General features: G+C 62.2%; 29 protein-coding genes. 21 read left to right on the forward strand and 8 right to left on the reverse strand.

Features of this window, described 5'->3' with window-relative positions; all coding sequences use genetic code 11:
* The first annotated feature begins 10 nt into the window (after positions 1–10).
* Genes N4J17_RS06580 through N4J17_RS06625 form a run of 10 tightly spaced genes read left to right on the forward strand, consistent with a single transcriptional unit; the run spans position 11 to position 5278 of the window.
* Positions 11–331 carry a nitrogen fixation protein NifZ gene (locus N4J17_RS06580; RefSeq protein ID WP_198323171.1) on the forward strand — a complete coding sequence of 107 codons (321 nt, stop codon included), beginning with the start codon at positions 11–13 and terminating at the stop codon, positions 329–331.
* The gene (locus N4J17_RS06585) at positions 328–597 is read left to right on the forward strand and encodes a nitrogen fixation protein NifZ (RefSeq protein ID WP_198323170.1); all 270 of its coding nucleotides are present in this window, start codon (positions 328–330) and stop codon (positions 595–597) included. Before N4J17_RS06580 ends, N4J17_RS06585 begins: the two co-directional genes overlap by 4 nt.
* A 3-nt stretch (positions 598–600) precedes the next feature.
* A complete protein-coding gene (locus tag N4J17_RS06590) occupies positions 601–987 on the forward strand; it encodes a DUF3024 domain-containing protein (RefSeq protein WP_425326315.1) in 387 nt (128 codons plus the stop codon).
* Complete coding sequence (locus tag N4J17_RS06595) at positions 984–2132, forward strand: cysteine desulfurase family protein (RefSeq protein WP_198323168.1); 1149 nt, start codon at positions 984–986, stop codon at positions 2130–2132. Before N4J17_RS06590 ends, N4J17_RS06595 begins: the two co-directional genes overlap by 4 nt.
* Positions 2133–2190: 58 nt before the next feature.
* Positions 2191–2409: a putative nitrogen fixation protein NifT gene (gene nifT / locus N4J17_RS06600; RefSeq protein WP_010959580.1), complete on the forward strand. Its 219-nt coding sequence runs from the start codon at positions 2191–2193 to the stop codon at positions 2407–2409.
* Positions 2410–2411: 2 nt separating this feature from the next.
* The gene (locus N4J17_RS06605; RefSeq protein ID WP_198323167.1) at positions 2412–2690 is read left to right on the forward strand and encodes a hypothetical protein; all 279 of its coding nucleotides are present in this window, start codon (positions 2412–2414) and stop codon (positions 2688–2690) included.
* Positions 2687–3841: a DegT/DnrJ/EryC1/StrS family aminotransferase gene (locus N4J17_RS06610; protein ID WP_198323166.1), complete on the forward strand. Its 1155-nt coding sequence runs from the start codon at positions 2687–2689 to the stop codon at positions 3839–3841. The genes N4J17_RS06605 and N4J17_RS06610 overlap by 4 nt, the downstream gene beginning before the upstream one ends.
* Positions 3842–3899: 58 nt before the next feature.
* Positions 3900–4193, forward strand: a complete 294-nt coding sequence (locus N4J17_RS06615) for a 2Fe-2S iron-sulfur cluster-binding protein (RefSeq protein ID WP_338457669.1) — start codon at positions 3900–3902, stop codon at positions 4191–4193.
* Positions 4194–4199: 6 nt separating this feature from the next.
* Entirely contained in the window at positions 4200–4430 is a 231-nt protein-coding gene (locus tag N4J17_RS06620) for a hypothetical protein (protein WP_198323164.1), read from the forward strand.
* A 5-nt stretch (positions 4431–4435) separates the two neighbouring features.
* Complete coding sequence (locus tag N4J17_RS06625; protein ID WP_198323163.1) at positions 4436–5278, forward strand: SIR2 family NAD-dependent protein deacylase; 843 nt, start codon at positions 4436–4438, stop codon at positions 5276–5278.
* Between the two features lie 51 nt (positions 5279–5329).
* Here the strand turns inward: N4J17_RS06625 and N4J17_RS06630 are convergent, their stop codons facing one another.
* On the reverse strand, positions 5330–6079 hold the full coding sequence (locus N4J17_RS06630; RefSeq protein WP_198323162.1) for a YkgJ family cysteine cluster protein: 750 nt from the start codon (positions 6077–6079) through the stop codon (positions 5330–5332).
* Positions 6080–6233: 154 nt separating this feature from the next.
* Between N4J17_RS06630 and N4J17_RS06635 the strand changes: the two genes are divergently transcribed.
* Positions 6234–6536 (forward strand): hypothetical protein, encoded by a 303-nt coding sequence (locus N4J17_RS06635; RefSeq protein ID WP_198323161.1) that lies wholly within the window; start codon positions 6234–6236, stop codon positions 6534–6536.
* A 143-nt stretch (positions 6537–6679) separates the two neighbouring features.
* The gene (locus N4J17_RS06640; protein WP_198323160.1) at positions 6680–8299 is read left to right on the forward strand and encodes an alkaline phosphatase D family protein; all 1620 of its coding nucleotides are present in this window, start codon (positions 6680–6682) and stop codon (positions 8297–8299) included.
* Between the two features lie 47 nt (positions 8300–8346).
* Here the strand turns inward: N4J17_RS06640 and N4J17_RS06645 are convergent, their stop codons facing one another.
* From N4J17_RS06645 to N4J17_RS06670, 6 genes are all read right to left on the reverse strand, one after another.
* Positions 8347–9936 carry a SagB/ThcOx family dehydrogenase gene (locus N4J17_RS06645; protein WP_198323159.1) on the reverse strand — a complete coding sequence of 530 codons (1590 nt, stop codon included), beginning with the start codon at positions 9934–9936 and terminating at the stop codon, positions 8347–8349.
* Positions 9933–10370 (reverse strand): ArsC/Spx/MgsR family protein, encoded by a 438-nt coding sequence (locus tag N4J17_RS06650; RefSeq protein ID WP_198323158.1) that lies wholly within the window; start codon positions 10368–10370, stop codon positions 9933–9935. The genes N4J17_RS06645 and N4J17_RS06650 overlap by 4 nt, the downstream gene beginning before the upstream one ends.
* A 7-nt stretch (positions 10371–10377) precedes the next feature.
* On the reverse strand, positions 10378–10629 hold the full coding sequence (locus N4J17_RS06655; protein WP_198323157.1) for a hypothetical protein: 252 nt from the start codon (positions 10627–10629) through the stop codon (positions 10378–10380).
* Between the two features lie 51 nt (positions 10630–10680).
* A complete protein-coding gene (locus N4J17_RS06660) occupies positions 10681–11007 on the reverse strand; it encodes a Rieske 2Fe-2S domain-containing protein (protein WP_198323156.1) in 327 nt (108 codons plus the stop codon).
* Positions 11008–11061: 54 nt separating this feature from the next.
* Positions 11062–11649 carry a hypothetical protein gene (locus tag N4J17_RS06665; protein ID WP_198323155.1) on the reverse strand — a complete coding sequence of 196 codons (588 nt, stop codon included), beginning with the start codon at positions 11647–11649 and terminating at the stop codon, positions 11062–11064.
* Between the two features lie 93 nt (positions 11650–11742).
* On the reverse strand, positions 11743–12168 hold the full coding sequence (locus tag N4J17_RS06670; protein WP_198323154.1) for a response regulator: 426 nt from the start codon (positions 12166–12168) through the stop codon (positions 11743–11745).
* A gap of 522 nt (positions 12169–12690) precedes the next feature.
* Between N4J17_RS06670 and nifH the strand changes: the two genes are divergently transcribed.
* The 4 genes from nifH to N4J17_RS06690 all read left to right on the forward strand — a co-directional run bounded on the left by nifH (position 12691) and on the right by N4J17_RS06690 (position 17415).
* Positions 12691–13572: a nitrogenase iron protein gene (gene nifH, locus N4J17_RS06675; protein WP_010959594.1), complete on the forward strand. Its 882-nt coding sequence runs from the start codon at positions 12691–12693 to the stop codon at positions 13570–13572.
* Positions 13573–13669: 97 nt separating this feature from the next.
* Positions 13670–15130 carry a nitrogenase molybdenum-iron protein alpha chain gene (nifD, locus tag N4J17_RS06680; RefSeq protein WP_198323153.1) on the forward strand — a complete coding sequence of 487 codons (1461 nt, stop codon included), beginning with the start codon at positions 13670–13672 and terminating at the stop codon, positions 15128–15130.
* Positions 15131–15241: 111 nt separating this feature from the next.
* Entirely contained in the window at positions 15242–16801 is a 1560-nt protein-coding gene (gene nifK, locus N4J17_RS06685) for a nitrogenase molybdenum-iron protein subunit beta (protein ID WP_198323152.1), read from the forward strand.
* A gap of 245 nt (positions 16802–17046) precedes the next feature.
* Entirely contained in the window at positions 17047–17415 is a 369-nt protein-coding gene (locus tag N4J17_RS06690; protein WP_198323151.1) for a 2Fe-2S iron-sulfur cluster-binding protein, read from the forward strand.
* 663 nt (positions 17416–18078) lie between these two features.
* On the opposite strand, the gene N4J17_RS06695 is transcribed toward N4J17_RS06690, so the two are convergent.
* Complete coding sequence (locus tag N4J17_RS06695) at positions 18079–18639, reverse strand: CDP-alcohol phosphatidyltransferase family protein (protein ID WP_198323150.1); 561 nt, start codon at positions 18637–18639, stop codon at positions 18079–18081.
* Positions 18640–18826: 187 nt separating this feature from the next.
* Between N4J17_RS06695 and purM the strand changes: the two genes are divergently transcribed.
* From purM to rlmH, 5 genes are all read left to right on the forward strand, one after another.
* Positions 18827–19864, forward strand: a complete 1038-nt coding sequence (purM, locus tag N4J17_RS06700; protein ID WP_198323149.1) for a phosphoribosylformylglycinamidine cyclo-ligase — start codon at positions 18827–18829, stop codon at positions 19862–19864.
* 29 nt (positions 19865–19893) lie between these two features.
* Positions 19894–20625, forward strand: a complete 732-nt coding sequence (locus tag N4J17_RS06705; RefSeq protein ID WP_425326317.1) for a glycosyltransferase family 2 protein — start codon at positions 19894–19896, stop codon at positions 20623–20625.
* A gap of 12 nt (positions 20626–20637) precedes the next feature.
* Complete coding sequence (locus tag N4J17_RS06710) at positions 20638–21012, forward strand: cupin domain-containing protein (protein WP_198323147.1); 375 nt, start codon at positions 20638–20640, stop codon at positions 21010–21012.
* A 76-nt stretch (positions 21013–21088) separates the two neighbouring features.
* Entirely contained in the window at positions 21089–22186 is a 1098-nt protein-coding gene (gene nadA / locus N4J17_RS06715) for a quinolinate synthase NadA (protein WP_198323146.1), read from the forward strand.
* Between the two features lie 9 nt (positions 22187–22195).
* Positions 22196–22663 carry a 23S rRNA (pseudouridine(1915)-N(3))-methyltransferase RlmH gene (rlmH, locus tag N4J17_RS06720; protein WP_198323145.1) on the forward strand — a complete coding sequence of 156 codons (468 nt, stop codon included), beginning with the start codon at positions 22196–22198 and terminating at the stop codon, positions 22661–22663.
* Positions 22664–22665: the final 2 nt, after the last annotated feature.

Below are 22665 nucleotides of genomic sequence, written 5' to 3' on the forward strand. Positions count from 1 at the left end.
GGGGATAGCCATGGGTGATATCAGTCGAGACAGCGATAGTATGGAATTGAACGACCCGCCGAAATTCAATTTCGGCGAAAAGGTCAAGTCCAAGAAGGTAGTGCGCAACGACGGCACTTTCACCGGTGCCGAAATCGGCGAAGTGCTGGTCAAGAAGGGCGAGGTCGGTTACGTCAAGAGCATCAATACCTTTCTCCAGCAGTTCTATATCTATGCGGTCGACTTCCCCGAACGGGGTTACGCGGTCGGTATGAAGGGGAGGGAACTGGAGTCAGTCGACAATCCGCCGCCGCCGAAGCAGACGGCCGAACCCAAAGAGGAAGCCGCATGATCGACCAACGCGCTCCGATCTATCAGTGGGGACAGAAGGTTTCTACGGAAGTCGATATCTTCAACGACGGCAGCTATCCCGATCACGAGCCCGAGGCTCTGTTGGTCGCGGCCGGCACCGAGGGCGAAATCGTCCAGATCGGCCATCACGAGGAAGCCAACATCCCGGTGTATCTGGTCGAATTTCCTGGTGGTTATGTCGTTGGCTGTTTCGAGGAGGAACTGCGCTCGGAAAAGAAAACGGTCCAGGTGGCGGGACTGCTCTAGCGGATGGCGGCGGTGAGCCGGGTCAGCCAGTACGGAGGCGGCGTCATGGGCAGCATTCAGGCGATAGCGAATCCTCAACCCAACGAGCTGGATCTGAAACGCATCGAGCGTGCCATCCAGGCCCGCAAGCGCTACCGCTACGTCACTCCCGAGGTGCATCCGACCGAGGACGGCTATTTGATCCAGAGTTCCTGCTGTTCTCGCAACATCGATCCCAACGGCGGCGTCATCGACATCGCCCTGCTGGAGTTCAAGCCGAACCGTGGTTGCTGGTGGCTGTACCACAAGGATCACACGATCGGACATTGGATCATGCACGGCGAGTACCGCTCGCTGCAGCAGATCCTGGCGCTGCTGAACGAAGACCCGAACAGGCGGTTCTGGCAATGAGCGAGACTTCGATTTACCTGGACAACAACGCCACGACACGGCCGGCTCCGGAATGCGTGGCGGCGATGACGGCCTGCCTCCAGATGCATTATGGCAACCCCTCCAGCAAGCATCATCTGGGCGATGCCGCAAAAATGGAGGTCACCGCTGCGCGGGCCAAGCTCGCCGCGCTGCTGGGCGCCTCTCCGGCAGAGATCGTGTTCACCAGCGGTGGTACCGAATCCATCCAGCAGGCCATCCTCGGCGCACTGGCCTTGGCGGCAGACAAGCGCCGGGTGGTGACCAGCGCAGTAGAGCATCCGGCAACCTTGCTTCTGCTAAAGCATCTGGAAGCGCAGGGGCTCGAAGTGATCCGTCTGCCGGTCGATCAGCAGGGGCGGCTCGACCTCGCCATGCTGGATACCGCGCTCACCGCCGATACCGGCTTGTTGAGCCTGATGTGGGCCAACAACGAAACCGGCGTGCTGTTTCCCATCGCGGAAGCGGCGGCGCTGGCGGCGAGCCGGGGGGTGCTGTTCCATTGCGATGCGGTCCAGGCCGTAGGCAAGCTGCCCATCGATTTGAGCAAGGTGCCGCTGGATTTCCTCTCCCTGTCCGGACACAAACTGCATGGCCCCAAAGGCATTGGCGCGCTGTTCGTGCGGAAGGGCCGCAAACTGCCGCCGCTGCTGTTCGGCCACCAGGAGCGAGGGCGCCGTGGCAGCACAGAGAATGTACCGGCCATTGTGGGGCTGGGCGTGGCGGCGGAACTGGCGGCTGAACATTTGGCGAACGGTGTTGACGACATCGCCCGGCTGCGTGACCGCCTGGAAAGCCGCCTGCTCGCTGCGTTGCCAGGGGCTTCGGTGAACGGTGCCGGTGCGCCTCGGGTGGACGGGACGTCCAGCCTGAATCTCGGGAATGTCGAAGCCGAGCTGGTGCTGGTCAAGCTGGACCGTGCCGGGGTCTGCGCATCTGCTGGAGCGGCCTGCAGCGCGGGTGGTACGGAACCTTCCCACGTGTTAATGGCGATGGGGCTGGGGACGGAGGGAGCTTTGGCCACCCTCCGTTTTTCATTGAGCCGTTACACCACAGTGGCTGAGGTGGATGCCGTGTGCAGCTTGTTGCCGGAGATCGTACGCAGCCTGCTGGCTGAGGCGGCGTGATCCCCGGCCGATATTGAAACGACCGATCGATTTTTTCAACCTCTGACCCGGAGTCTTCATGAAGGTAATGATTCGTAGAAACGCCGCTGGCGAACTGTCCGCCTATGTCCCCAAGAAAGACCTGGAGGAGCCGATCGTGTCCCAGGAGAAACCGGAAATGTGGGGGGGCACGGTGACGCTGGCCAACGGCTGGCAGCTCGTCCTTCCGGAAATGGCCGAAGGCACGACGTTGCCGATCACGGTCGATGCCAGGAAGCTCGCGGGGAGCGACGACTGACCATGGCGCTCACGACGGAAACGCTCGAGCGGATTCGGAACCAGCTCGGCACCGAGGCCACGGCGGCGGAGCAGGTCTCCGCCTTGCGCCGGGCTTTTCCCGGTCTGTCCGTGACCCGTTGCGATGCCGCCGACATCGATACGGAGACGCCGGTGCTCGAAACGACCCGGTTCAATCTGTATCTACTCGATGCCGCCGATCATTGTGCCCACGTGACTGCCGACCTGAACCGTGCCACCGGCCTGATTCTGGCCGAGAAATCCAAGGGAGCGGCGACATGAGCGTCCAGCCGAGCATCCTGTTTTCCGATCCGGACATGAGCCTCACCGAACTGGGGGCAGTCGAGGAAGTGTTGAAATCGCCTGGCCTTTCGGGCGGGCCGGTGGTCGAGGATTTCGAAGCCGCTTTCGCGGACTATCTGGGGCGGCAATACGCCGTGGCGGTGAGCAGCGCCACGATGGGGCTGCTGCTGGCGCTCAAGGCTTATGGAATCGGGCCGGGCGACGAAGTCATAGCTCCCCCTTTCGGCTTCCGCGAAACCGCTCACGCCATCGCGCTGGCCGGTGCGAAGCCGGTGTTCGTGGACATTGACTACTGGACCTGCACCCTCGTGCCGGACAAGGCGGCCGCCGCCGTCACACCGCAGACCAAGGCCATCCTCGCCAGCAACGTCAATGGCCACCCGGCACTGTGGGCGCAGCTCCGGGCGCTGGCCGACGAATGCGGCCTGATTCTGATCGAGGATTCCAGCGAGGCCATCGGCTCGCGCTACCAGGGCAAGCTGGTCGGCAGTTTCGGTGACTGTTCGATCTTCGACTTCACCCAGCCCAGCGCACTGACCAGCGGTGAGGGCGGGATGGTGGTGACCGACGACCGGAATCTGGCGCTCCGCTTGCGCGGCTACCGCAACCGCCGCCTGGACGAACGCAAGTCGGTGGTGTTGGGCGATTTGCCGCCATACCGGGCGGAAATGAGTGACATCAATGCGGCCCTCGGACTGGCTCAACTGGAGCGGCTGGACAGGATACTCGAGCGGCGCAAGGACGTCGAAGCCTATTACGACGCCTTCATGCAATCCTTCGAAGGCATCAAGCCGGCTTACCAGGCGCCGGAGGTCGATGAACTGCACTGGATGGTTTACCTGGTGCATCTGGGCACGCGCTTCACCCGCTCCAGCCGCGACGTGATCATCCAGGACCTGGCGACGGCGGAGGTGGAATCCGTGGCTTTCTGTTCGCCCCTGCATACCCAGCGCTATTACGTCGACCTGGGTTACCGCAAGGGCCAGTTCTTCGTGACGGAAAAGCTGGCGGACCGGGCCATCGCCCTGCCGTTCCATTGTCACCTCACCGAAGACCAGATCGGCTTCATCGTGCAGACCGCCAAGGATTCATCCATCAACGTGGGCGCCGGGGCCGCGATTTATCTGTGAGCGGAAAACGATGTCCGGTTATTTGCGCACCGGAATCCGGCGAAACGGGAAGGCCTGCGTGACCGTCCTGCCCTCCGGCAAGACAGTGGAAATCAGCAGCGGCAGCCGTCTGCTGGACGCGGTGCTGCTGACGGGCGATGCGATCGTCCCCCGCTGCGGTGGCCATGCCCGCTGCGGCGAATGTCACGTGCTGGTGCTAAACGGCGGGCGCAGCTTGTCCAAGATCCGCTCCGACGAGCGGGAAAAGCTCGAAAACATGCGAGGTACGGAAACCCTGTCCAGGCTGTCCTGCCAGGCGGTCCTGGGCTCCCGTGAGATCACCATCGAACTGAAACCTAAAAACAGAGGATAACCACCCATGACGACTACAGAAAAGATCGAGTCCTTGATCCATGTCCGCTTCGCACCCAATGGTACGGTAATGGAAATCGGCGAGCGCCCGCCGGGTGTCGAGGCACAGACCTGGTTCAACTTTCTGAGCCAGAACACTTCCAACTGTTACCAGGCCTTGGCGGGCGGGCGGGGCATGTTCCGCCTGCCGCGTCCGCAAGTCGATGCGCTCAAGGCCGCCCTTTCATCAGCGGGGTAATTCTCATGACGGCAACGATACCCACGGAGATTCAGGCTGGACTGGCCGGCGGCCAGGTCATTCCGTACTTAGGTCCCGGCGTGCTGGATCTGGACGGCGGCAGCGCCGTACCCAGTGCTCCGGAAACCCTGGTGGAGCTGATCACCGCCAAGGTGACCGTGCCCCACAAGATCCGCAGGAATCTCACCGCGGCGGGTCAATACATAGAAAACTTCAAGCATCGCAAGACCCTGGTCGGCCTGCTCAAGGAGGCTTTTGCCGCGGCGCCGGCACCTACCGGTCTGCACCGGTATCTGGCGGGGCAGCCGTTGCCGTTGATCGTCGATGCCTGGTATGACGCCAGTATGGCAGCGGCACTGGCCGGGCGGTCCGATTTCGGACAGGTCCAGGGGGTGAGCCGCGCCGAGCATTTCGGCGAGTGGGTGCATTATTTCCACGCCGATGGCAGTCCTGCCGCGGAGGCGGATGCTGCGAACTGGACGCTCCTGCTCTACAAGCCGCTGGGCAGCATTGCGCCGGCCGCCAACTTCATCCTGTCCGATTCGGATTATGTCGAAGTGTTGACGGAAATCGACATTCAGACGCCGATTCCGGAGCCCGTGAAACAGCTACGCAGCGGACGTCATTTTTTGTTCCTGGGTTGCCGCTTCCGCACTCAGCTGGAGCGGACCTACGCCCGGCAGGTCATGAAGCGCTCGTCGGACCTCCACTGGGCCGTGCTGCCGGATGACCTGACCCGCAATGAAGCGCGTTTCCTGGAGGAGCAGAACATCCGGCGGATCGACCTGCCGCTTGAAGATTTCGTGCGACAGTTGCTGGGTGCCGAAGCCGCGCGACAGGCGGCTTGAGGCAGTGCATGACCGTGCCGGGCGAGCGGTCCGGGACCGGCAACGGTGTGTTCAACTCGCCTGGATCGCGTCATATATGCGAGCCATTTCGTCGATGCCCACGTCGGTGATGGCCGCCGGCGCGAAAACATCTGCTCCGGATAGCCATTCGGCGTAGCAGTTCTCGTTTTGAATGGCGATGCACACGGCGTGATTGAGCTCATAGAGGCCGAACGCCAGTCCGGCGTCGCGCAGCGAGGACTGCATGGCGTTCTGGACCAGACCGCGCACCACCCTGTGGGGTCCCGAATAGGGGATTTCGCCGGCGCGGCCGGCGGCGGCTTTGACGCAGGCGTGTACATCGTAGGAGGCGTGCCCGCGGCAGGCCAAGGGGCGGACCTGGTAGATCAGGCAGATCCCGTTCTCGATGTAGGGACAGCGCAGCCGCAGCGCGACCCGCTGCGCCTCGTCCAGGCCGTGGGTCTTGGCATCGGCGTCGGCTATGCGGGCGGGGAGGTCGATGCCGATGGATTTGAATCTGCCGTCACTCCAGCGGACGTAGCGGCCGATCATCAGCACCTCGGGTGCCGTGGCGGTGACCCGCAACGTGCAGCAGGTGGCGCAACCCTTGTGGCAGGCCAGCGGAGGTTGCCCTTCTGCCTGGATGGCGATGTTGTGCTCGAAGCTGTCCCAGGCCTGGAGTAGCAGGCCGTCGATGAGCCCGCCGGTGCCTTGCCGCGTTTTCAGCGTTTCGGCAAAGGCCCGGTGCTGCGCTTTGAAGAAGGACAAGGGTCCGGAACCGTTGCTGTCTTGGTCCGCCATTGACTTGGCCAGCTCCGCAAAAAGTTTTCGACGAATGCCCATGATAGCGGCGCCGCTGGCAAATAACCATACTATTTATAGTATAATTTTATCGAGGGCATTCGGTCCGGGTGTCCGGCGCAACTGGTATACGCTGAGGAGCGAGGAGAAAAACATGGTTGGGGAATTTGGGTATCGCGGGGAAAGATTCAGGGCCACGATTCATGGGCGTCCGGGGAAGGAAGAGTTGTTCCTGATCTACATGCTGGAAGATGACGAGGAGGGGCCGGAAATCTCTCTGGACCGCTTCGAGGATCCAGACAACGATCCGAACCAGAGCCTGGAAGACTGCCTGGCAATGCTGGCAGACAGGCTGATGAAGGAACAGGCGATCTCGGCTACCAAGCCGGATGCGGAATTCGCCTGGGCACAGCCGAAGACCAGCGTCAACGTCCACAGCGGCGTTCAGGCCCATTGATGGCCAATGCCCCGGGCGGACCGGTCTGTCCGGGGCTTTGTGCCAGGCGGCAGTCCATCACTCAATCGTCATGGCAAGGTCATCGTTTTGACTCAATTTGGGTTTAGGTTCCCTTGCTTCGATCAACTGCAGTGAGGAGTCCCATGAGCCCTGTCTCCGCGTTTCGCCCGCCCACCGCTGACAGCTTCGGGTACCGGAAAAATTCTATTCAAGCGATCGTTTCCTGCCTGGTTCTGGCCCTGGCCGCCTGTGCTTCCGTCAATGCCGAGAATTCGGTTCCGCAGATGGAACAGGGGATTCAGATCGGGGATCCTGCCCCCGGCAGGGCGGTGATCTGGAGCCGGGCGGACCGTCCCGCGCGCATGATGGTGGAATACGCTTTCAGCGCCGATTTCGCCGATTCGAAAACCGTTCGCGGTCCCTATGCCCTGGAAGGCTCCGACTATACCGCCCGCCAGGATCTGACCGGCTTGCCGGCGGGTCGGGACGTCTACGTGAAGGTCTGGTTCGAGGATTTGACCAATGCCCGCAGCCGGAGCGAGCCTGTGGCGGGGCATTTCCACACCATCGGCAGGCGTGACGACATCCGTTTCGTGTGGGGCGGCGACACCGCCGGTCAGGGCTGGGGCATCAACCCCGCTTTCGGCGGGATGAAGATCTACGAGACCATGCGCCAGGTGAAGCCGCAGTTCTTCATCCACAGCGGGGACACCGTCTATTCCGACGGCATCATCAAGCCTGAGGTCACGGCAGAAAACGGCCAGGTATGGACCAACATCGTCACGCCGGAAGTCGCGAAAGTCGCAGAGACGCTGGATGAATTCCGCGGCCGCTATAAATACAATCTGCTCGATGACAACCTCCGCCGGTTCAATGCCGAGGTTCCGCAGATCTGGCAATGGGACGACCATGAGGTCGTCAACAACTGGTCCGACGCCAAGGATCTGAGCGCCGATCCCCGCTATATGGTCAAAGACGTTCCGCTTCTGGTGGCACGGGCCTCGGAGGCGTTCCACGAGTATGCGCCGATGCGTCCGTATTCAGTGGAGGAGTCCGACCGGATTTATCGACAGCTCTCCTACGGTCCCCTGCTCGATGTCTTCGTCCTCGACATGCGCAATTACCGGGGGCCCAATACCTATAACCTGCAGAACCAGGAAGGGCCCGAGACGGCATTCCTGGGAGATGCCCAGCTGCAATGGCTGGAGCAGGGGTTGAAGAATTCGAAGGCGACATGGAAAGTCATCGCGGCCGACATGCCGATCGGATTGAACATTGCAGACGGCACCGACGCCCAGGGCCGCGCCCGATGGGAGGCAATCGCCAACGGCAACGACGGCCCCCCTGCCGGGCGTGAGTTGGAAATCGCACGTCTGCTCGGATTCATCAAAAAGCAGCGCATCAAGAACATCGTGTGGCTGACCGCCGACGTCCATTACGCTGCGGCGCACTATTACGATCCGGCACATGCCGCCAGCAAGGATTTCGCCCCTTTCTGGGAATTCGTCGCCGGTCCGCTCAACGCCGGCACCTTCGGCCCCAACAGCACCGACGGCACTTTCGGTCCCCAAGTAGTGTTCTCCAAGGCTCCTCCGGCAGGGCAGGTCAACCTGTCTCCCTATGCCGGCCTGCAGTTCTTCGGCGAGGTCAACATCAACCGGGTGGATCAGAGCCTCACGGTGGATCTCAAGGACCTCGACGGTGTGTCGATCTTCAGCAAGACCCTGCGTCCGGAGCCGGTCTTCACTTTCGGCGGCAGGTAGCGGTCCCTGTCACTTCGGACTGGGCGGTGGAACTCGCACCAGGGCGATCAGGCCCGGTTTCGGGGGTAGGGTGCCTCGGTCGTGATCCGCGGGTCGTCCAGCGGTTGGCCCACGGTGAAGTGGTACAGCGACTGGAACGCCTTCCCGGACAGCCCCAGCAGTTCGTGGAAGGCGTCGTCGAAGTAGCAGCCGATGCCGGTACCACGCAGACGCCGGGCTTCGGCTTCCAGATAGAGTACTTGGCCCAGGAGTCCCGCTTGCCAGTGAAGCTGGCGATAACGCCAAGGAGCGATGCTCAGGATGTCTTCGAATTCCGCCAGCATCCCCAGCGCGAAAGCGCTGTCGGCGGCTATGGCCTGGTGGCAGGCAATGGTGCGCGCCAGCGGGACGCAGCTGCCTTCAGCCAACAGGAACAGCGGCAGGTGTGGCGGACAGTCAGAGGGTTTGGTCCAGGCGAAATCCGGCCGCAAAACAGCGCGTAGCTTGGTTTCGGCATCCCGGCTGCGCGGAAGGGCATATAGCCCCGGCGCCAGCCCCGTGACCCGATGGACGAACAGGACCGGATGCAGCGCCGGTGGATGGTTCCAGACGTCCCAGGGAACGCCGGGCCGGACCAGCAGCGCGTCCAGCAGGGCATAGAAATCCGTCCTAGCCAGTTCGAAGCGGCGGTCGAAGCGCTGGGCGCTGCGGCGCTGACGGATCACCGCAGCGGCGGCAACGGCCGGCAGATCAGCACGAGGCGGATAATCCGTTTCGGGCGGGGGCGGGGTTGTTTCAAGGGGGCCGCGACTGGCATCGGCGACTTCGTCGATCACGGGCCAGTGGTACATGGGATGCGGGTCGAGGACGTTCGCCTTGCCGGCCCAGTCCAGGTCGGCGAACACCGGCAGGGCCGGCGGTGCGGCCTGCCCGATGACCACTTCGAGCAGGAGCTCCGCTTCTTCCGCTTCCGCGCCCAAAAAATCGCCCGCGCGGTCGAGCCCCAGCAACCGGGCGATGGTGTCAGCGTCGGCCGTGTCCACCTGCCGCAAGCCCCACCCCAGGGCGGCAGCGGCATAGCGCAGGGCGCCGATGGCGTGGCCGGTGTCAAGCTGACAGTAACGGAAACCCCTTTCGCCGTATTTCCATGCCTCCCGCCAGTGGATGGAACTGAGGCCGAGCAGCAGCCTGGACGGACTGCCTGGGGGGGCGGCAGTAGCCCGTGCCCGGCGCTCGAGCGCATGGTCGCGGCTAAGGTAGTGGTAGATGCCGTCATCCAGTCCTTCGAGGTTCTGGCATACCACATACCCTTCGGTGGGATGGAGGTTGCCGCTGGATGGATTGCAGCGCAGCGACCAGCGGTCCGGCCCGTATTCCTTCCAGGCGGATAGAGCCAGGGACAGTTCGAGCAGCAGGCCGACTGAATCCAGCGTCAAGGCGCGAGGCGGGACGGCGTCCGGTCGGTGCAGATCCGGATACGACGTATCGAGACGATCCGCCTGCAGGGGAAGCAGGATTCTGTCGGTGCCTTCGAAAGTCCGGAATGGATCGGGCTGGGCGCTCCAGTCCAGGGTCTCGGGTCCCGCCGCGTAGCGTTCCAGCCGGTGTTTGGTGCGTTCGTGGTAGGCCGGTATGCGCCCAGTATCGGTGTCTCTCATTCGTCGGCGGAATCCTCGAGTGGAGGGCAGGGATGAGGCCGGCGGCAGCTTTCCGGATCGGCATCGGCCGTTTGCCGGTTGCTGCCGAGCCCGATCCAGACTCGGACCGATTCCGGATCGAAGCCGGCCTCCCGCCGCTCCCCGACCCGCATGAGCGGACGGCGGATCAGCAGAGGGTCTGACAGCATCAAGGCGATCGCCTCCTCCGCGTCCATGGATTCGGGGACGACTTCCCCCGATTTGATGCGAGGGGCTGCGCGGTTGAACCACTCGGCCACCGGGCGGTCGCCGAAAAACTGCCGCAATTCGCCGGCACGCCAGGGCGTCGCCAGGAGGTCGTGGACGATCAGCTCATGCCCGGCCTTCCGCAGCATCTGCTTCTGGCGTGCATTGTTGGCGCAGCCGGGTTTTTCGTAGAAGTGGACGAGAGCCACTGTGGTGTCAGCTCGCCCAGACTTGGTACGGACGGTAATCGCCAGGGGAGACGGCCTCGGCCTGGCCGATCGCGCCGCATTTGAGGCAGTGTTCCAGCACGTTGAAAGCCTGGTCCGAACAGAGATCGTCACGCGACTGCTTGCAGCCGGTGGCGCCGCAGACCTTGCAGGTATACAGGGTACCGTTACAGGGTTCACCGCTGCTTTTGCGCGTGCCTTGACACAATTTAAGAGCCGATTTGATCACTTGGTAGGTCATGGTTCCCCCTTGTGGTTGTGGTCTATGTGCGAAAATCGTGCTTGCCTTCGTCTAACTCAAATAATTGGGTAAAACCCCTTCGGTCTCGATCAGGACTTCGCCGTTTTCGATCTTCAACGGATATTCGGCCAGGGTGCAGCGCTTGCCCTTAATGCAGGCGCCGTCGCTGTCGAACTCCCAATCATGGTGCGCACAGGTTAGGGTCCTGCCGTCGAAGCGGGCATCCGCCAGCGGCTCCCGGGCATGGGGGCACATCCCCTGGAAGGCGCGAGGCCGGGACCCGGTCGGCCATACCACCAGCATCAGGGTGCGATTGACCGCGACAACCTCGTATTTGCCTTCTTTCAGTTCGCTTTCATCACAGGCTTTGGTGAACATGGCTGACCTTTGCCGGGGAGGGAGACGCCGCCGCGCGGCGTCCCGTTTTAAGGTTCACACCGGACGGTTATCCGGGATCCGGATCGGGCCCATAATCTTCAGGCCCTCTTCGAAACTGATCACATCGAACTTCTCGTCGAAGTTTGCTGCGGCATCCGCGATGGCGACCAGCTTGCCGGCGGTGTCGAGCTTCTTCAGGTCGTTCTTTTCGATGCGGAACAGCTCCAGCAGTTCGTTGTATACGGTCGCCTCATCCAGTGGCAGCACCCAGAAACTGGCGCCGCGATGGGTGATCTGGTAGCGCTTGGAAATGTCCAGGTTGCCGGCGAAGAAGAAATACTTGCCGGCAGGCGACAGCTTGTCCCCCAGCACGTCCATGAGCAGGTCGAGATGTTCCAGCGACAGCGCAACGCCAGCCAGGAAGGGAAGGGTGGATTCGCCGGCTTTTGCCACCGTCATCACCTGATCGAATTTGATTTCGGGCGGGCGAGCCTCATCGCTCACTTGCTGGGCGAACTTCAGGGCGATCATTCCGCGGAAGCCGAAGACACCCGGCTGGGCGGTGGCGCCTTTGAAGACCGGGCTCAACAACCGGTTTTCGTTTTCCAGGGACGCGAGGGGAGTTTCGCTAATAGTGGTCATGACGCTCCTTAATGTTGGTCTACGGTGAAATCGACTTCATTGCATTAAACTACGCGTGGCGGCCCGAACCGCCCGGTTTTTCGGCCGAAGCACTCAGGTGACGACGACCGGGACGGCGAGCTTGACCTTGCGGCCCAGTTGCATATCCACCTTCTGGCGGGCTTTTTCGATCGTAAGGGGTTTCGTCAGCAGGGAGTTCGCCCCCAATTTGAGGCATTCCTGCGCCAAGGGATCGGTGGCAGCATCGGCCACCACGATAATCTTGATGTCTTCCATCTGCGCACGGATTTCTTCCAGTACGCCGATGCCCCGGCTCCTGACCACGCCCAGACCCAGCAGCAATACCGCCGGTTTCCAGTCCGCCGCTTTGGCATAGGCGGCCTCGAGGCTGCTTAGTTCATGGGTCTCGATTTCGTCGTGCAGCATGAACTGCAAGGCGGCACGGGTGATTTCATCGTCGTCGACGACGAAGACCCGCCTGTCGTCCACCGCTCTTTCAGTATCGACGCCTATTTGCATGGGCTTCTCCTAAGGTTTTTAGGTTTTCCAGTCCGGTTGAGTCGGCTGCGTCTTCCAAGGTCCCTAGGAACTCCACCGAAGCCGTCGATGCCCCGATGGATTATGGAGACCTTCTTCCAAAATCTAGCAATCGATGTGCCGTTCTCTGCCCGGTTTTCCGGTGGCCGGTTTTTTCAAAGGTTTGAGCTTGGCAGCGGGAGATCCGTAGTGCCCAGGCAACTTGTGCCGTTCCCTACAAACAGTGAGGTTTTGTAGCGTTGTGAACATCCCCCGAACGCCCGACTGGCGTCCAGCCATGGGGCGTGTCTACTGGAATTTCAAGCCGTTAGGTGTGGCATACGAAAGGGTGGCACACCGGTTGCTTCGGAGATAAGCGTGCAGTGTTCACTGCCGTAAAAGTGGCGGCGACAAGAATAAGAAAAAGAAAGCGCCTTCCTCATACGGCGGGTCGGAAGTTCCAACATCGGCTGAATGCTGCTGGCCATGAAGCATCGATCATCCTGATTCATTTGGAGAAACACCATGTCAAGTCTGAGACAAATCGCGTTCTACGGCAAAGGCGGTATCGGTAAGTCCACCACCTCCCAGAACACCCTGGCTGCTCTGGCCGAAATGGGCCAGAAGATCCTCATCGTCGGCTGCGACCCGAAGGCCGACTCCACCCGTCTGATCCTGCACGCGAAGGCCCAGGACACCATCCTGTCCCTGGCCGCTGACGCCGGCAGCGTCGAGGACCTGGAGCTGGAAGACGTCATGAAGGTTGGATTCCGCGACATCCGCTGCGTGGAATCCGGTGGTCCGGAGCCCGGGGTCGGCTGCGCCGGCCGCGGTGTGATCACCTCGATCAACTTCCTGGAAGAAGAAGGTGCATATGACGGCATCGACTACGTCTCCTACGACGTGCTCGGCGACGTGGTCTGCGGCGGTTTCGCCATGCCGATTCGTGAGAACAAGGCACAGGAAATCTACATCGTCATGTCCGGCGAAATGATGGCCATGTACGCGGCCAACAACATCTCCAAGGGTATTCTGAAGTACGCCAACTCCGGCGGTGTGCGCCTCGGGGGGCTGATCTGCAACGAGCGCAAGACCGACAAAGAGCTGGAGCTGGCCGAATCGCTGGCCAAGAAGCTCGGTACCCAGCTCATCTACTTCGTGCCGCGCGACAACATCGTGCAGCACGCAGAGCTCCGCCGCATGACCGTGATCGAGTATGCCCCGGATTCGGTGCAGGCCGGTCACTATCGCAATCTGGCGCAGAAGATCCACGCCAACTCCGGCAACGGCATCATCCCGACCCCGATCACCATGGACGAGCTGGAGGATCTGCTGATGGAGCACGGCGTCATGGCTCAGGTCGACGAATCGCAGGTCGGCAAGACCGCAGCCGAGCTGGCGGCATAAGGAGATCGGCGGCACAGCGGCGTGCGGGCCATCCGGCCGCGCGCCGCCCCTGGGCCATCTGGTCGTTTTTCACCCACTCAATCAGGAGCTTAAAAAAATGAGCCTCACAGTTGAGCAAGTCAAACAGAGAAACAAGGACCTCATCAAAGAGGTGCTTGAGGTTTATCCCGACAAGACGGCCAAGCGCCGCGCCAAGCACCTTGGCACCTTCGAAGAAGGCAAGCCCGACTGCGGGGTCAAATCCAACATCAAGTCGATCCCCGGCGTCATGACCATCCGCGGCTGCGCCTACGCAGGTTCCAAGGGGGTGGTCTGGGGTCCCATCAAGGACATGATCCACATCAGCCACGGTCCCGTCGGCTGCGGCCAGTATTCCTGGGCGTCGCGCCGCAACTACTACATCGGCACCACCGGCATCGACACTTTCGTCACCATGCAGTTCACCTCCGATTTCCAGGAGAAGGACATCGTCTTCGGTGGTGACAAGAAGCTGGAAAAGATCATCGACGAAATCGAAGAGCTGTTCCCGCTGAACCACGGCATCACCGTCCAGTCCGAGTGCCCGATCGGCCTCATCGGCGACGACATCGAGGCCGTATCCAAGAAGAAGTCCAAGGAATACAACGGCAAAACCATCGTGCCGGTGCGCTGCGAAGGCTTCCGCGGCGTCTCGCAATCGCTGGGCCATCACATCGCCAACGATGCGGTGCGTGACTGGGTGTTCGACAAGGCGGGCGACAAGCATCCCGAGTTCCAGTCCACGCCGTATGACGTCGCCATCATCGGCGACTACAACATCGGCGGCGACGCCTGGTCTTCCCGCATCCTGCTGGAAGAAATGGGGCTGCGCGTAATCGCCCAGTGGTCCGGTGACGGCACCCTGGCCGAGCTGGAAAACACGCCGAAGGCCAAGCTGAACGTGCTGCACTGCTACCGTTCGATGAACTACATCTCCCGCCACCTGGAAGAGAAGTACGGTGTGCCGTGGGTGGAGTACAACTTCTTCGGTCCCACCAAGATCGCTGAGTCGCTGCGCAAGATCGCCAGCTTCTTCGACGACAAGATCAAGGAAGGTGCGGAGCGTGTCATCGCCAAGTACCAGCCGCTGATGGATGCGGTGATCGCGAAGTACCGTCCGCGTCTGGAAGGCAAGAAGGTCATGCTGTTCGTAGGGGGCTTGCGTCCGCGTCACGTGATCGGTGCCTACGAGGACCTGGGGATGGAAATCGTCGGTACCGGCTACGAGTTCGGCCACAACGACGACTACCAGCGTACCACGCACTACGTCAAGGACGGCACGCTGATCTATGACGACGTGACGGGCTATGAGTTCGAGAAGTTCGTCGAAGCCATCCAGCCCGACCTGGTCGGTTCCGGCATCAAGGAAAAGTACGTGTTCCAGAAGATGGGCGTACCGTTCCGGCAGATGCATTCCTGGGACTATTCCGGCCCCTACCACGGTTATGACGGCTTCGCCATTTTCGCCAGGGATATGGACATGGCCATCAATAACCCGGTCTGGGGTTTGACCAAGGCCCCGTGGAAGAGCGCGGCTTAAGCCGTAGCCGGAGAGAAGGTCAGTAGGGTGCGCCTGGCGCACCATGTTCGAGGCTCCAAAGGTGCGCCCGCCGGGCGCACCCTACCAACCGACGTTTTTAGGAGTTAAGCCATGAGTCAGAATGCAGAGAAGGTTCTCGATCATTTCAACCTATTCCGCGAGCCGGAGTATACGAATCTGTTCGAGAACAAGAGGAAAGAGTTCGAATTCATGCCCCCCGACGCTCAGGTCGAGGAGGTTCGCGAATGGGCCAAGACCGAGGAGTACAAGGAAAAGAACTTTGCCCGTGAAGCGCTGGTCGTCAATCCCGCCAAAGCCTGCCAGCCGCTAGGCGCCGTCTTCGCGGCCGTCGGTTTCGAAGGCACCATTCCCTTCGTCCATGGCTCTCAGGGTTGTGTGGCTTACTACCGCTCGCACTTCAGCCGCCACTTCAAGGAACCGACTTCCTGCGTGTCTTCGTCGATGACGGAAGACGCGGCGGTGTTCGGCGGCCTGAACAACATGATCGACGGTCTGGCCAACACCTACAACATGTACAAGCCGAAGATGATCGCCGTGTCCACCACCTGCATGGCGGAAGTGATCGGCGACGACTTGAACGCCTTCATCAAGACATCGAAGGAGAAAGGCAGCATTCCGGCCGAGTTCGATGTTCCGTTCGCCCATACCCCGGCCTTCGTCGGCAGCCACATCACCGGCTACGACAACGTCATGAAAGGTATCCTGCAGCACTTCTGGGACGGCAAGGCCGGTACCGTCGAGCCGCTGGTGCGCCAGCCCAACGAGTCGATTAACTTCCTCGGCGGTTTCGACGGCTATACCGTGGGCAACCTGCGCGAGATCAAGCGCATCTTCAATCTGTTCGGCATCGACTACACCATCATCGGCGATAACAGCGACGTGTGGGATACCCCCACTGACGGCGAGTTCCGCATGTACGATGGCGGTACCACCCTGGAGCAGGCGGCCAACGCGCTGCACGCCAAGGCAACCATCTCCATGCAAGAGTTCTGCACGGAGAAGACCCTTCCGTTCATCGCTGAGCATGGCCAGGAGGTCGTTGCCCTGAATCATCCGATCGGCGTGAAGGGGACCGATAGGTTCCTGATGGAAATCTCGCGCCTGACCGGCAAACCGATTCCGGCGGAACTGGAGAAGGAGCGGGGCCGTCTAGTGGATGCCATCGCCGACTCCACCGCTCACATCCACGGCCAGAAATTCGCCATCTACGGCGATCCCGATCTGTGCTACGGTCTGGCGGAATTCCTGCTGGAACTGGGTGCGGAGCCGACCCATGTCCTCGCTACCAACGGCAGCAAGGCCTGGGAAACCAAAATGCAGGCACTGTTCGATTCCTCGCCGTTCGGCAAGAACTGCAAAGTTTATCCGGGCAAGGATCTGTGGCACATGCGCTCGCTCCTGTTCACCGAGCCTGTCGACTTCCTGATCGGCAACACCTACGGCAAGTACCTGGAGCGTGATACCGGAACGCCGCTGATCCGCATCGGCTTCCCGATCTTCGATCGCCACCATAAACACCGTTATCCGGTGTGGGGCTATCAAGGCGGCCTGAATGTACTGGTCTGGATCCTTGATCGCATGTTCGAGGCGATCGACGCCAACACCAACATTCCCGCCAAAACCGACTACAGCTTCGACATCATTCGCTGATTCGCGGCATGTAGGTCTTTTCCTCCTGTCCGCGCGGGTGCCCCCTTCACCCACGCGGCAGGCTGGAAAAGGTCGATCCGCGCGCCATGGCCCTGTCCGGAGTCCGGCAGGACAGCGCCATGGCAGCGGGCGCAAGAAAAAAACATTGCTAATTATGCGGTTTTTTCCGATACACTGTCTGGCGGGCGCCGGATTCACCCCGCCGGCCCGGTTTCCTTTCAAACTGGTCGATCAAGGACAACAACATGGCTAACGTGACTTTTTCCTCCCCGCTTTTGCCGAAGGACGTCACCGTCTACGCGGTGGCCGGCGATACCCACACTCTTCTCAAAGTCGCACAGAAGAACAAGATTCCCCTCCCCTTCGAATGCGAGGACGGCAACTGCGGTTCCTGCGTGATAGAAGTGGTGTCGCTATCGGACAAACCCTTCATGGCGCAGGATCTCTCCGAGAAGGAACGTGCGACCCTGCTGGCGGCGGGGAAGCTTTCCAAGGCGGAGATCGAAGAAGCGGTGGTCAACGACAAGCCCCCGCGCTATCGCCTGGCCTGCCAGTACATCGTCCGCGACGAGGATGTGCTGGTGAAATTCAGCGGTGAGCCCGGCGTCGTCTGAGGATCCTGGGTTATTCGTACCAACGCCGGTGGGCCAGCCACCGCCGTCTTTCGCGTCCGAGCCGAAACCCGCGGATGGTTTCGGACAAGATCGTGGCTTCAATCTAACCCGGGTCGCCGGCGCCACGAAGGTTTGTCTTTCTTCGAGCAGCCTTTCCCGCCCCGCTAGTAGTTCGTTCCATCAAATAACCGACGAATTCGCGTATGTTCGTCATTCTGATTCCGGAAACCGAATCGGAGACGAACATGGCGAGAGAAACACGGCGTGCCCCGTGGGTGTTGTCGGGCGCTGATGGAATGGAGTGGCTCGAGAACTGCGCCGGCACGTGAGGCGGAGCGAGCCACGGTGTTGTTGCGCCACGCCGGTAGGGTATTCGATTTCCGACATTCGGCGGCAGGCTCTGCCTTGTCCACCGGACGGTGAGCCTGAAGGGGGGGGTTGTTTGATGCCATAGCCTACGCGCCCGGTGGTATCCACCGCCAGATCACTGCACGGGGGCGGTTTTGACGCCTTTGGGCTTGCGCGGCTTGGGGTGACGGCGTAAGGGTTTGGGGCGAACTCGATCATCGATGTGGCAGCCCGCGCAGCTTCGATCCGGGGAAGCCCGCGCGGAGCAGCCGCCTTGCCTATCCGGAGATCCGCCGGCAGCACCCCTCTAAAATCTCATCTTCGTCCCTGTGCCCGTTCCAGCCGATAGTTCCGTCCCCAGACGTAGACGTAGATCGCTCCGCTGGCGATCGTGGTGGTTAGGGTGGCGGCGAGGAGGGTGTCGAGCAGGAGCGGGGGCAGTTCGGAGACGCCACGGTTGAAGAGGATAGCGACGATGTACGCCAGTTGCAGCAGGGTGTTCAGCTTACTGGCGAGGATGGGCTGGCCGTCGAAGGGGTGCAGCAGCAGGTAATAGGCGATGGCGCCGGCGACGATCACGGCATCGCGCAGGAGTACGGCGGCGGCCATCCAGACGGGGAGGAGGCCGAGCCAGGCGCCGGCGACGAAGCAGCAGACCAGGAGCAGCTTGTCTGCCAGCGGGTCCAGGTAGGAGCCGAGCCGGGACTGCCAGCCATAACGTTTGGCGAGGTAGCCGTCGATCGCATCAGACAGGCCGGCGACCACGAACAGCGCCAAGGCGGCCGTATAGCGCTCCGCCAGCATCAGGTGGACCACCGGGTAGACCAGGAATATCCGGAGGGTGCTGATGATGTTGGGGATGTGTTCTGGCCGCATGGTCGCGCTCCTTACGGGGCTTCGATAATCTCCGGATGGCGGATGGTCGTCAAGCCTGGAGCCGATGGTAACGGAGGCGGGGGGATGGTGATAAACTACTCAGTCATCCTTATTCCGAACAAGTCGCCGTCGTGACTCACGAGACGGCCGACGGGTCGCACGGCCCGATCTTCACGCAGGAGTCTCCTTGAAAACCGAAAATCCCCTTTCTTTCGACTACAAGAGCGCCGGTGTCGACATTGCGGCCGGCAATGCCCTGGTGGAGCGCATCAAACCGGCGGCGCGGAAGACGGCCCGGCCCGGCGTCTTGGCGGGATTGGGGGGATTCGGTTCGCTGTTCGAGTTGCCGGTGGAGCGTTACCGCAAGCCGGTGCTGGTGGCGGGAACCGATGGGGTCGGCACCAAGCTCCGCCTGGCTATCGAGTCGGGTCGCCACGGCGGCGTCGGCATTGACCTGGTGGCGATGTGTGCCAACGACATCGTGGTGCAGGGCGCCGAGCCGCTGTTCTTCCTCGATTACTACGCGACCGGCAAGCTGGACGTGGACGTCGCGTCTGCCGTGATCGCCGGCATCGCCCAGGGCTGCGAGCAGGCCGGCTGCGCCCTGGTCGGCGGCGAAACGGCGGAGATGCCGGGCATGTACGCCGGCGGCGACTACGATCTGGCCGGCTTCTGTGTCGGTGTGGTGGAAAAGGATGCCATCATCGACGGCAGCCGGGTCAGGCCGGGCGACCGGCTGGTCGGCCTGGCGTCCTCGGGGCCGCATTCCAACGGCTATTCGCTCATCCGCAAGATCGTCGAGCATTCCGGCCTGGGGCTGGATGCGCCGGTGGCCGGCCGCGCCCTGGGCGACTGGCTGCTCGAGCCGACCCGGATCTACGTCAAGCCGCTGCTCGAACTCCTGAAAACCGTGGAGGTCCATGCCCTGGCTCACATCACCGGCGGCGGCATCACCGAGAACCTACCGCGCGTGCTGCCGGCCGGCACCGCGGCCCGGATCGACACCGCTGGCTGGACGATGCCTGAGATTTTCCGCTGGCTGCAACGGCAGGGTGGGGTGGAGACGTCCGAGATGTTCAGGACGTTCAATTGCGGCGTCGGCATGATCGTAGGCGTGGCGGCGGAGGACGAGGCGCGTACCCTGGAGGTCCTGCGCAGGCTGGGCGAGCGCGCCTTTGCCGTGGGCGAAGTCATTCCCGGCGAGCCCGCCGTCCATTACGTCTGAGCCCTCATTAAGCGTCCCTATTCCAAGGTATATCCATGCGCCTTTCGGTCGTCGTTCCCGTCCACAACGAAGTAGACAATCTCGAATCCCTCATCGGCGAAATCACCCAGGCGCTGTCGCCGCTGGGGGATTATGAAATCATCTACGTCGACGACGGCAGCACCGACGGGACGCTGGAGAAGCTGCGTGCGCTGAAGGCATCGGTGCCTGGACTGCGCGTGCTCCGGCATGTCCGCTGCTGCGGGCAGAGTACGGCGCTGCGCACCGGTATCCAGGCGGCGCGGGGGGCGTGGGTCGCCACCCTCGACGGTGACGGCCAGAACGACCCCGCGGACATCCCCCGCCTGCTCGAAGCCCTGGACCAGCTCGGCGGCGAAACCGGCCGCGGCATGGTGGCCGGCTATCGGCGGAAGCGCAAGGACACCGGCTGGCGCCGGTTCTCCTCCCGTATCGCCAATGCTGTGCGCGGCGGTTTGCTGCGCGACAACACGCCGGATACCGGCTGCGGCCTCAAGGTTTTTTCCCGCGCCCTGTTTCTGGAGCTTCCTTATTTCGACCACATGCACCGTTTCCTGCCAGCCTTGACCCAGCGGGCGGGTGCGCCGGTCATCTCCGTCGAGGTCAATCACCGCCCCCGCCTTTCGGGCGTCTCCAAGTACGGCACCTGGCACCGGCTGTGGGTGGGGATCGTGGACCTGTTTGGTGTGATGTGGCTGCAGCGGCGCGCGCGTGTTCCGCAGGTCGAGGAACTGGGTGTCTGAGGGGGGAGGGGTATGAAATCACGCACGAGCTGGCCGCTTCTGTTGCTGGCCGCTGCCGCCGGCCTGGATGGCCAGGCCATTGCCGCCGAGGCTGCTTTTTCCCGCCAGGAGCTGTTGGAGAAAGGTTTCGAGCCGGCGCCGCCGCGCATCGACGTGCGGGTGGCGCGGGTGGTGCTGCCCGTGGGCTACAAGACGCCGCTGCATACCCACGAAGGGCCGGGGCCGCGCTACGTGGTGCGTGGGCGCGTGCGGGTCGAGGAAGGCGGCCAGTCCAACACCTACGAACCGGGCCAGGTGTTCTGGGAGTCCGGGCAATGGATGAGCATCGAGAACGTAGGCGAAAACGAGGCGGAGATCATCCTCATCGAACTGGCGAAGCCGAAATGAACCGCGCCGGCTCCCAGTTGTCATAGCATACTAGTCCACTTGGTTATTCCTTCCGCCAGACCGGCTGACGAAGTCCATGAGTGAAACCGCTTTATCCATACACGATTACGCGATGCTCGACGATGCCGAGTGCGAAACCCGCATCCGGGCAGCGCGGGCGGCGCTGGGCAAGCGCTGTGTGATCCTCGGCCATCATTACCAGCGCGACGAGGTGTTCCGGCACGCCGACTTCACCGGCGATTCGCTGAAGCTGTCCCGTCTGGCCTCCCAGTCGGAGGCGGAATACATCGTCTTCTGCGGCGTGCATTTCATGGCGGAGGTCGCCGACATCCTGTCGCGGCCTGACCAGATCGCCATCCTGCCGGACCTGGCCGCCGGCTGCTCGATGGCGGATATGGCGAACTTGGTCGCGGTGGAGCGCTGCTGGCGCGAGTTGGCGACGGTGCTCGATCCGGAAAGCGAGGTGACACCGGTCACTTACATCAATTCGGCGGCCGATCTCAAGGCGTTCTGCGGGCGCCATGGCGGCATCGTCTGCACTTCCAGCAATGCGCAGAAGATCCTGGAGTGGAGCTTCGCCCGGCGCGGGAAGATTCTGTTTTTCCCCGACCAGCACCTGGGCCGCAACACCGGCCACCGCATGGGGATCCCGCTGGAGGAGATGGTCACCTGGGATTTCGGTAAACCCCTGGGCGGCCTGACGGAAGACGAGATCCGACGGGCGCGGATGATCCTCTGGGCCGGTTTCTGCTCGGTGCACCAGATGTTCCGCCCCGAACACATCGACCGTTTCCTTGAGCAGTATCCCGACACCCGGGTGATCGTGCACCCCGAGTGTAGCTTCGAGGTCTGCCGGAAGGCGCAGTACATCGGCTCCACCGAATACATCCTCAACACCGTCCGGGCCGCTGAGCCGAACACGCGCTGGCTGGTGGGTACGGAGCTCAACCTGGTCAACCGCCTGGCCCGCGAGGTCCAGCCGCAGGGCAAATCGGTGCATTTCCTCTCGCCCACGGTGTGCATGTGCTCGACCATGTTCCGGACCGACCCGCAGCATCTGCTCTGGGTGCTGGAGAATCTGGTCGAAGGCCATGTGGTCAACCGGATCGAGGTCTCCGCCGCCATCGCCGCCGAGGCCCGCGGGGCGCTGGAAAACATGTTGCAAGTGGCCTGACCCCGCCTGATGCAGCTCAACTTGGTCTGCGTGGGCGAGCGCATGCCGTCCTGGGTCACCGCGGGGTACGATGAGTACGCCCGTCGCCTGCCGCGCGAATGTGCTCTGGCGCTGCGTGAGATCGCGCCGGGTAAACGTACCCGTCATTGCGACATCCAGCGCATCGTCGCCGACGAAGGTCAGCGGATGCTGGCCGCGGTGGGCGGCAATGCGCACATCGTCACGCTGGACGCCGCCGGCAAGTCCTGGAGTACGCGCGAACTGGCCGACGCCCTGGCGCGCTGGCAGCGCGACGGGCGGGATATCGCCCTCCTGGTCGGCGGACCGGACGGGCTGTCGGAAGTCTGCCGGCAGCGCGCTGCGGAAAGCTGGAGTCTATCGCGGATGACCTTTCCGCATCCCCTGGTGCGGGTCATCGTCGCCGAACAGTTGTACCGGGCCTGGACCCTCCTCAATCACCACCCTTACCATCGCTGAGT

The sequence above is a fragment of the Methylococcus capsulatus genome (assembly GCF_036864975.1).
Taxonomy (GTDB): Bacteria; Pseudomonadota; Gammaproteobacteria; order Methylococcales; family Methylococcaceae; genus Methylococcus.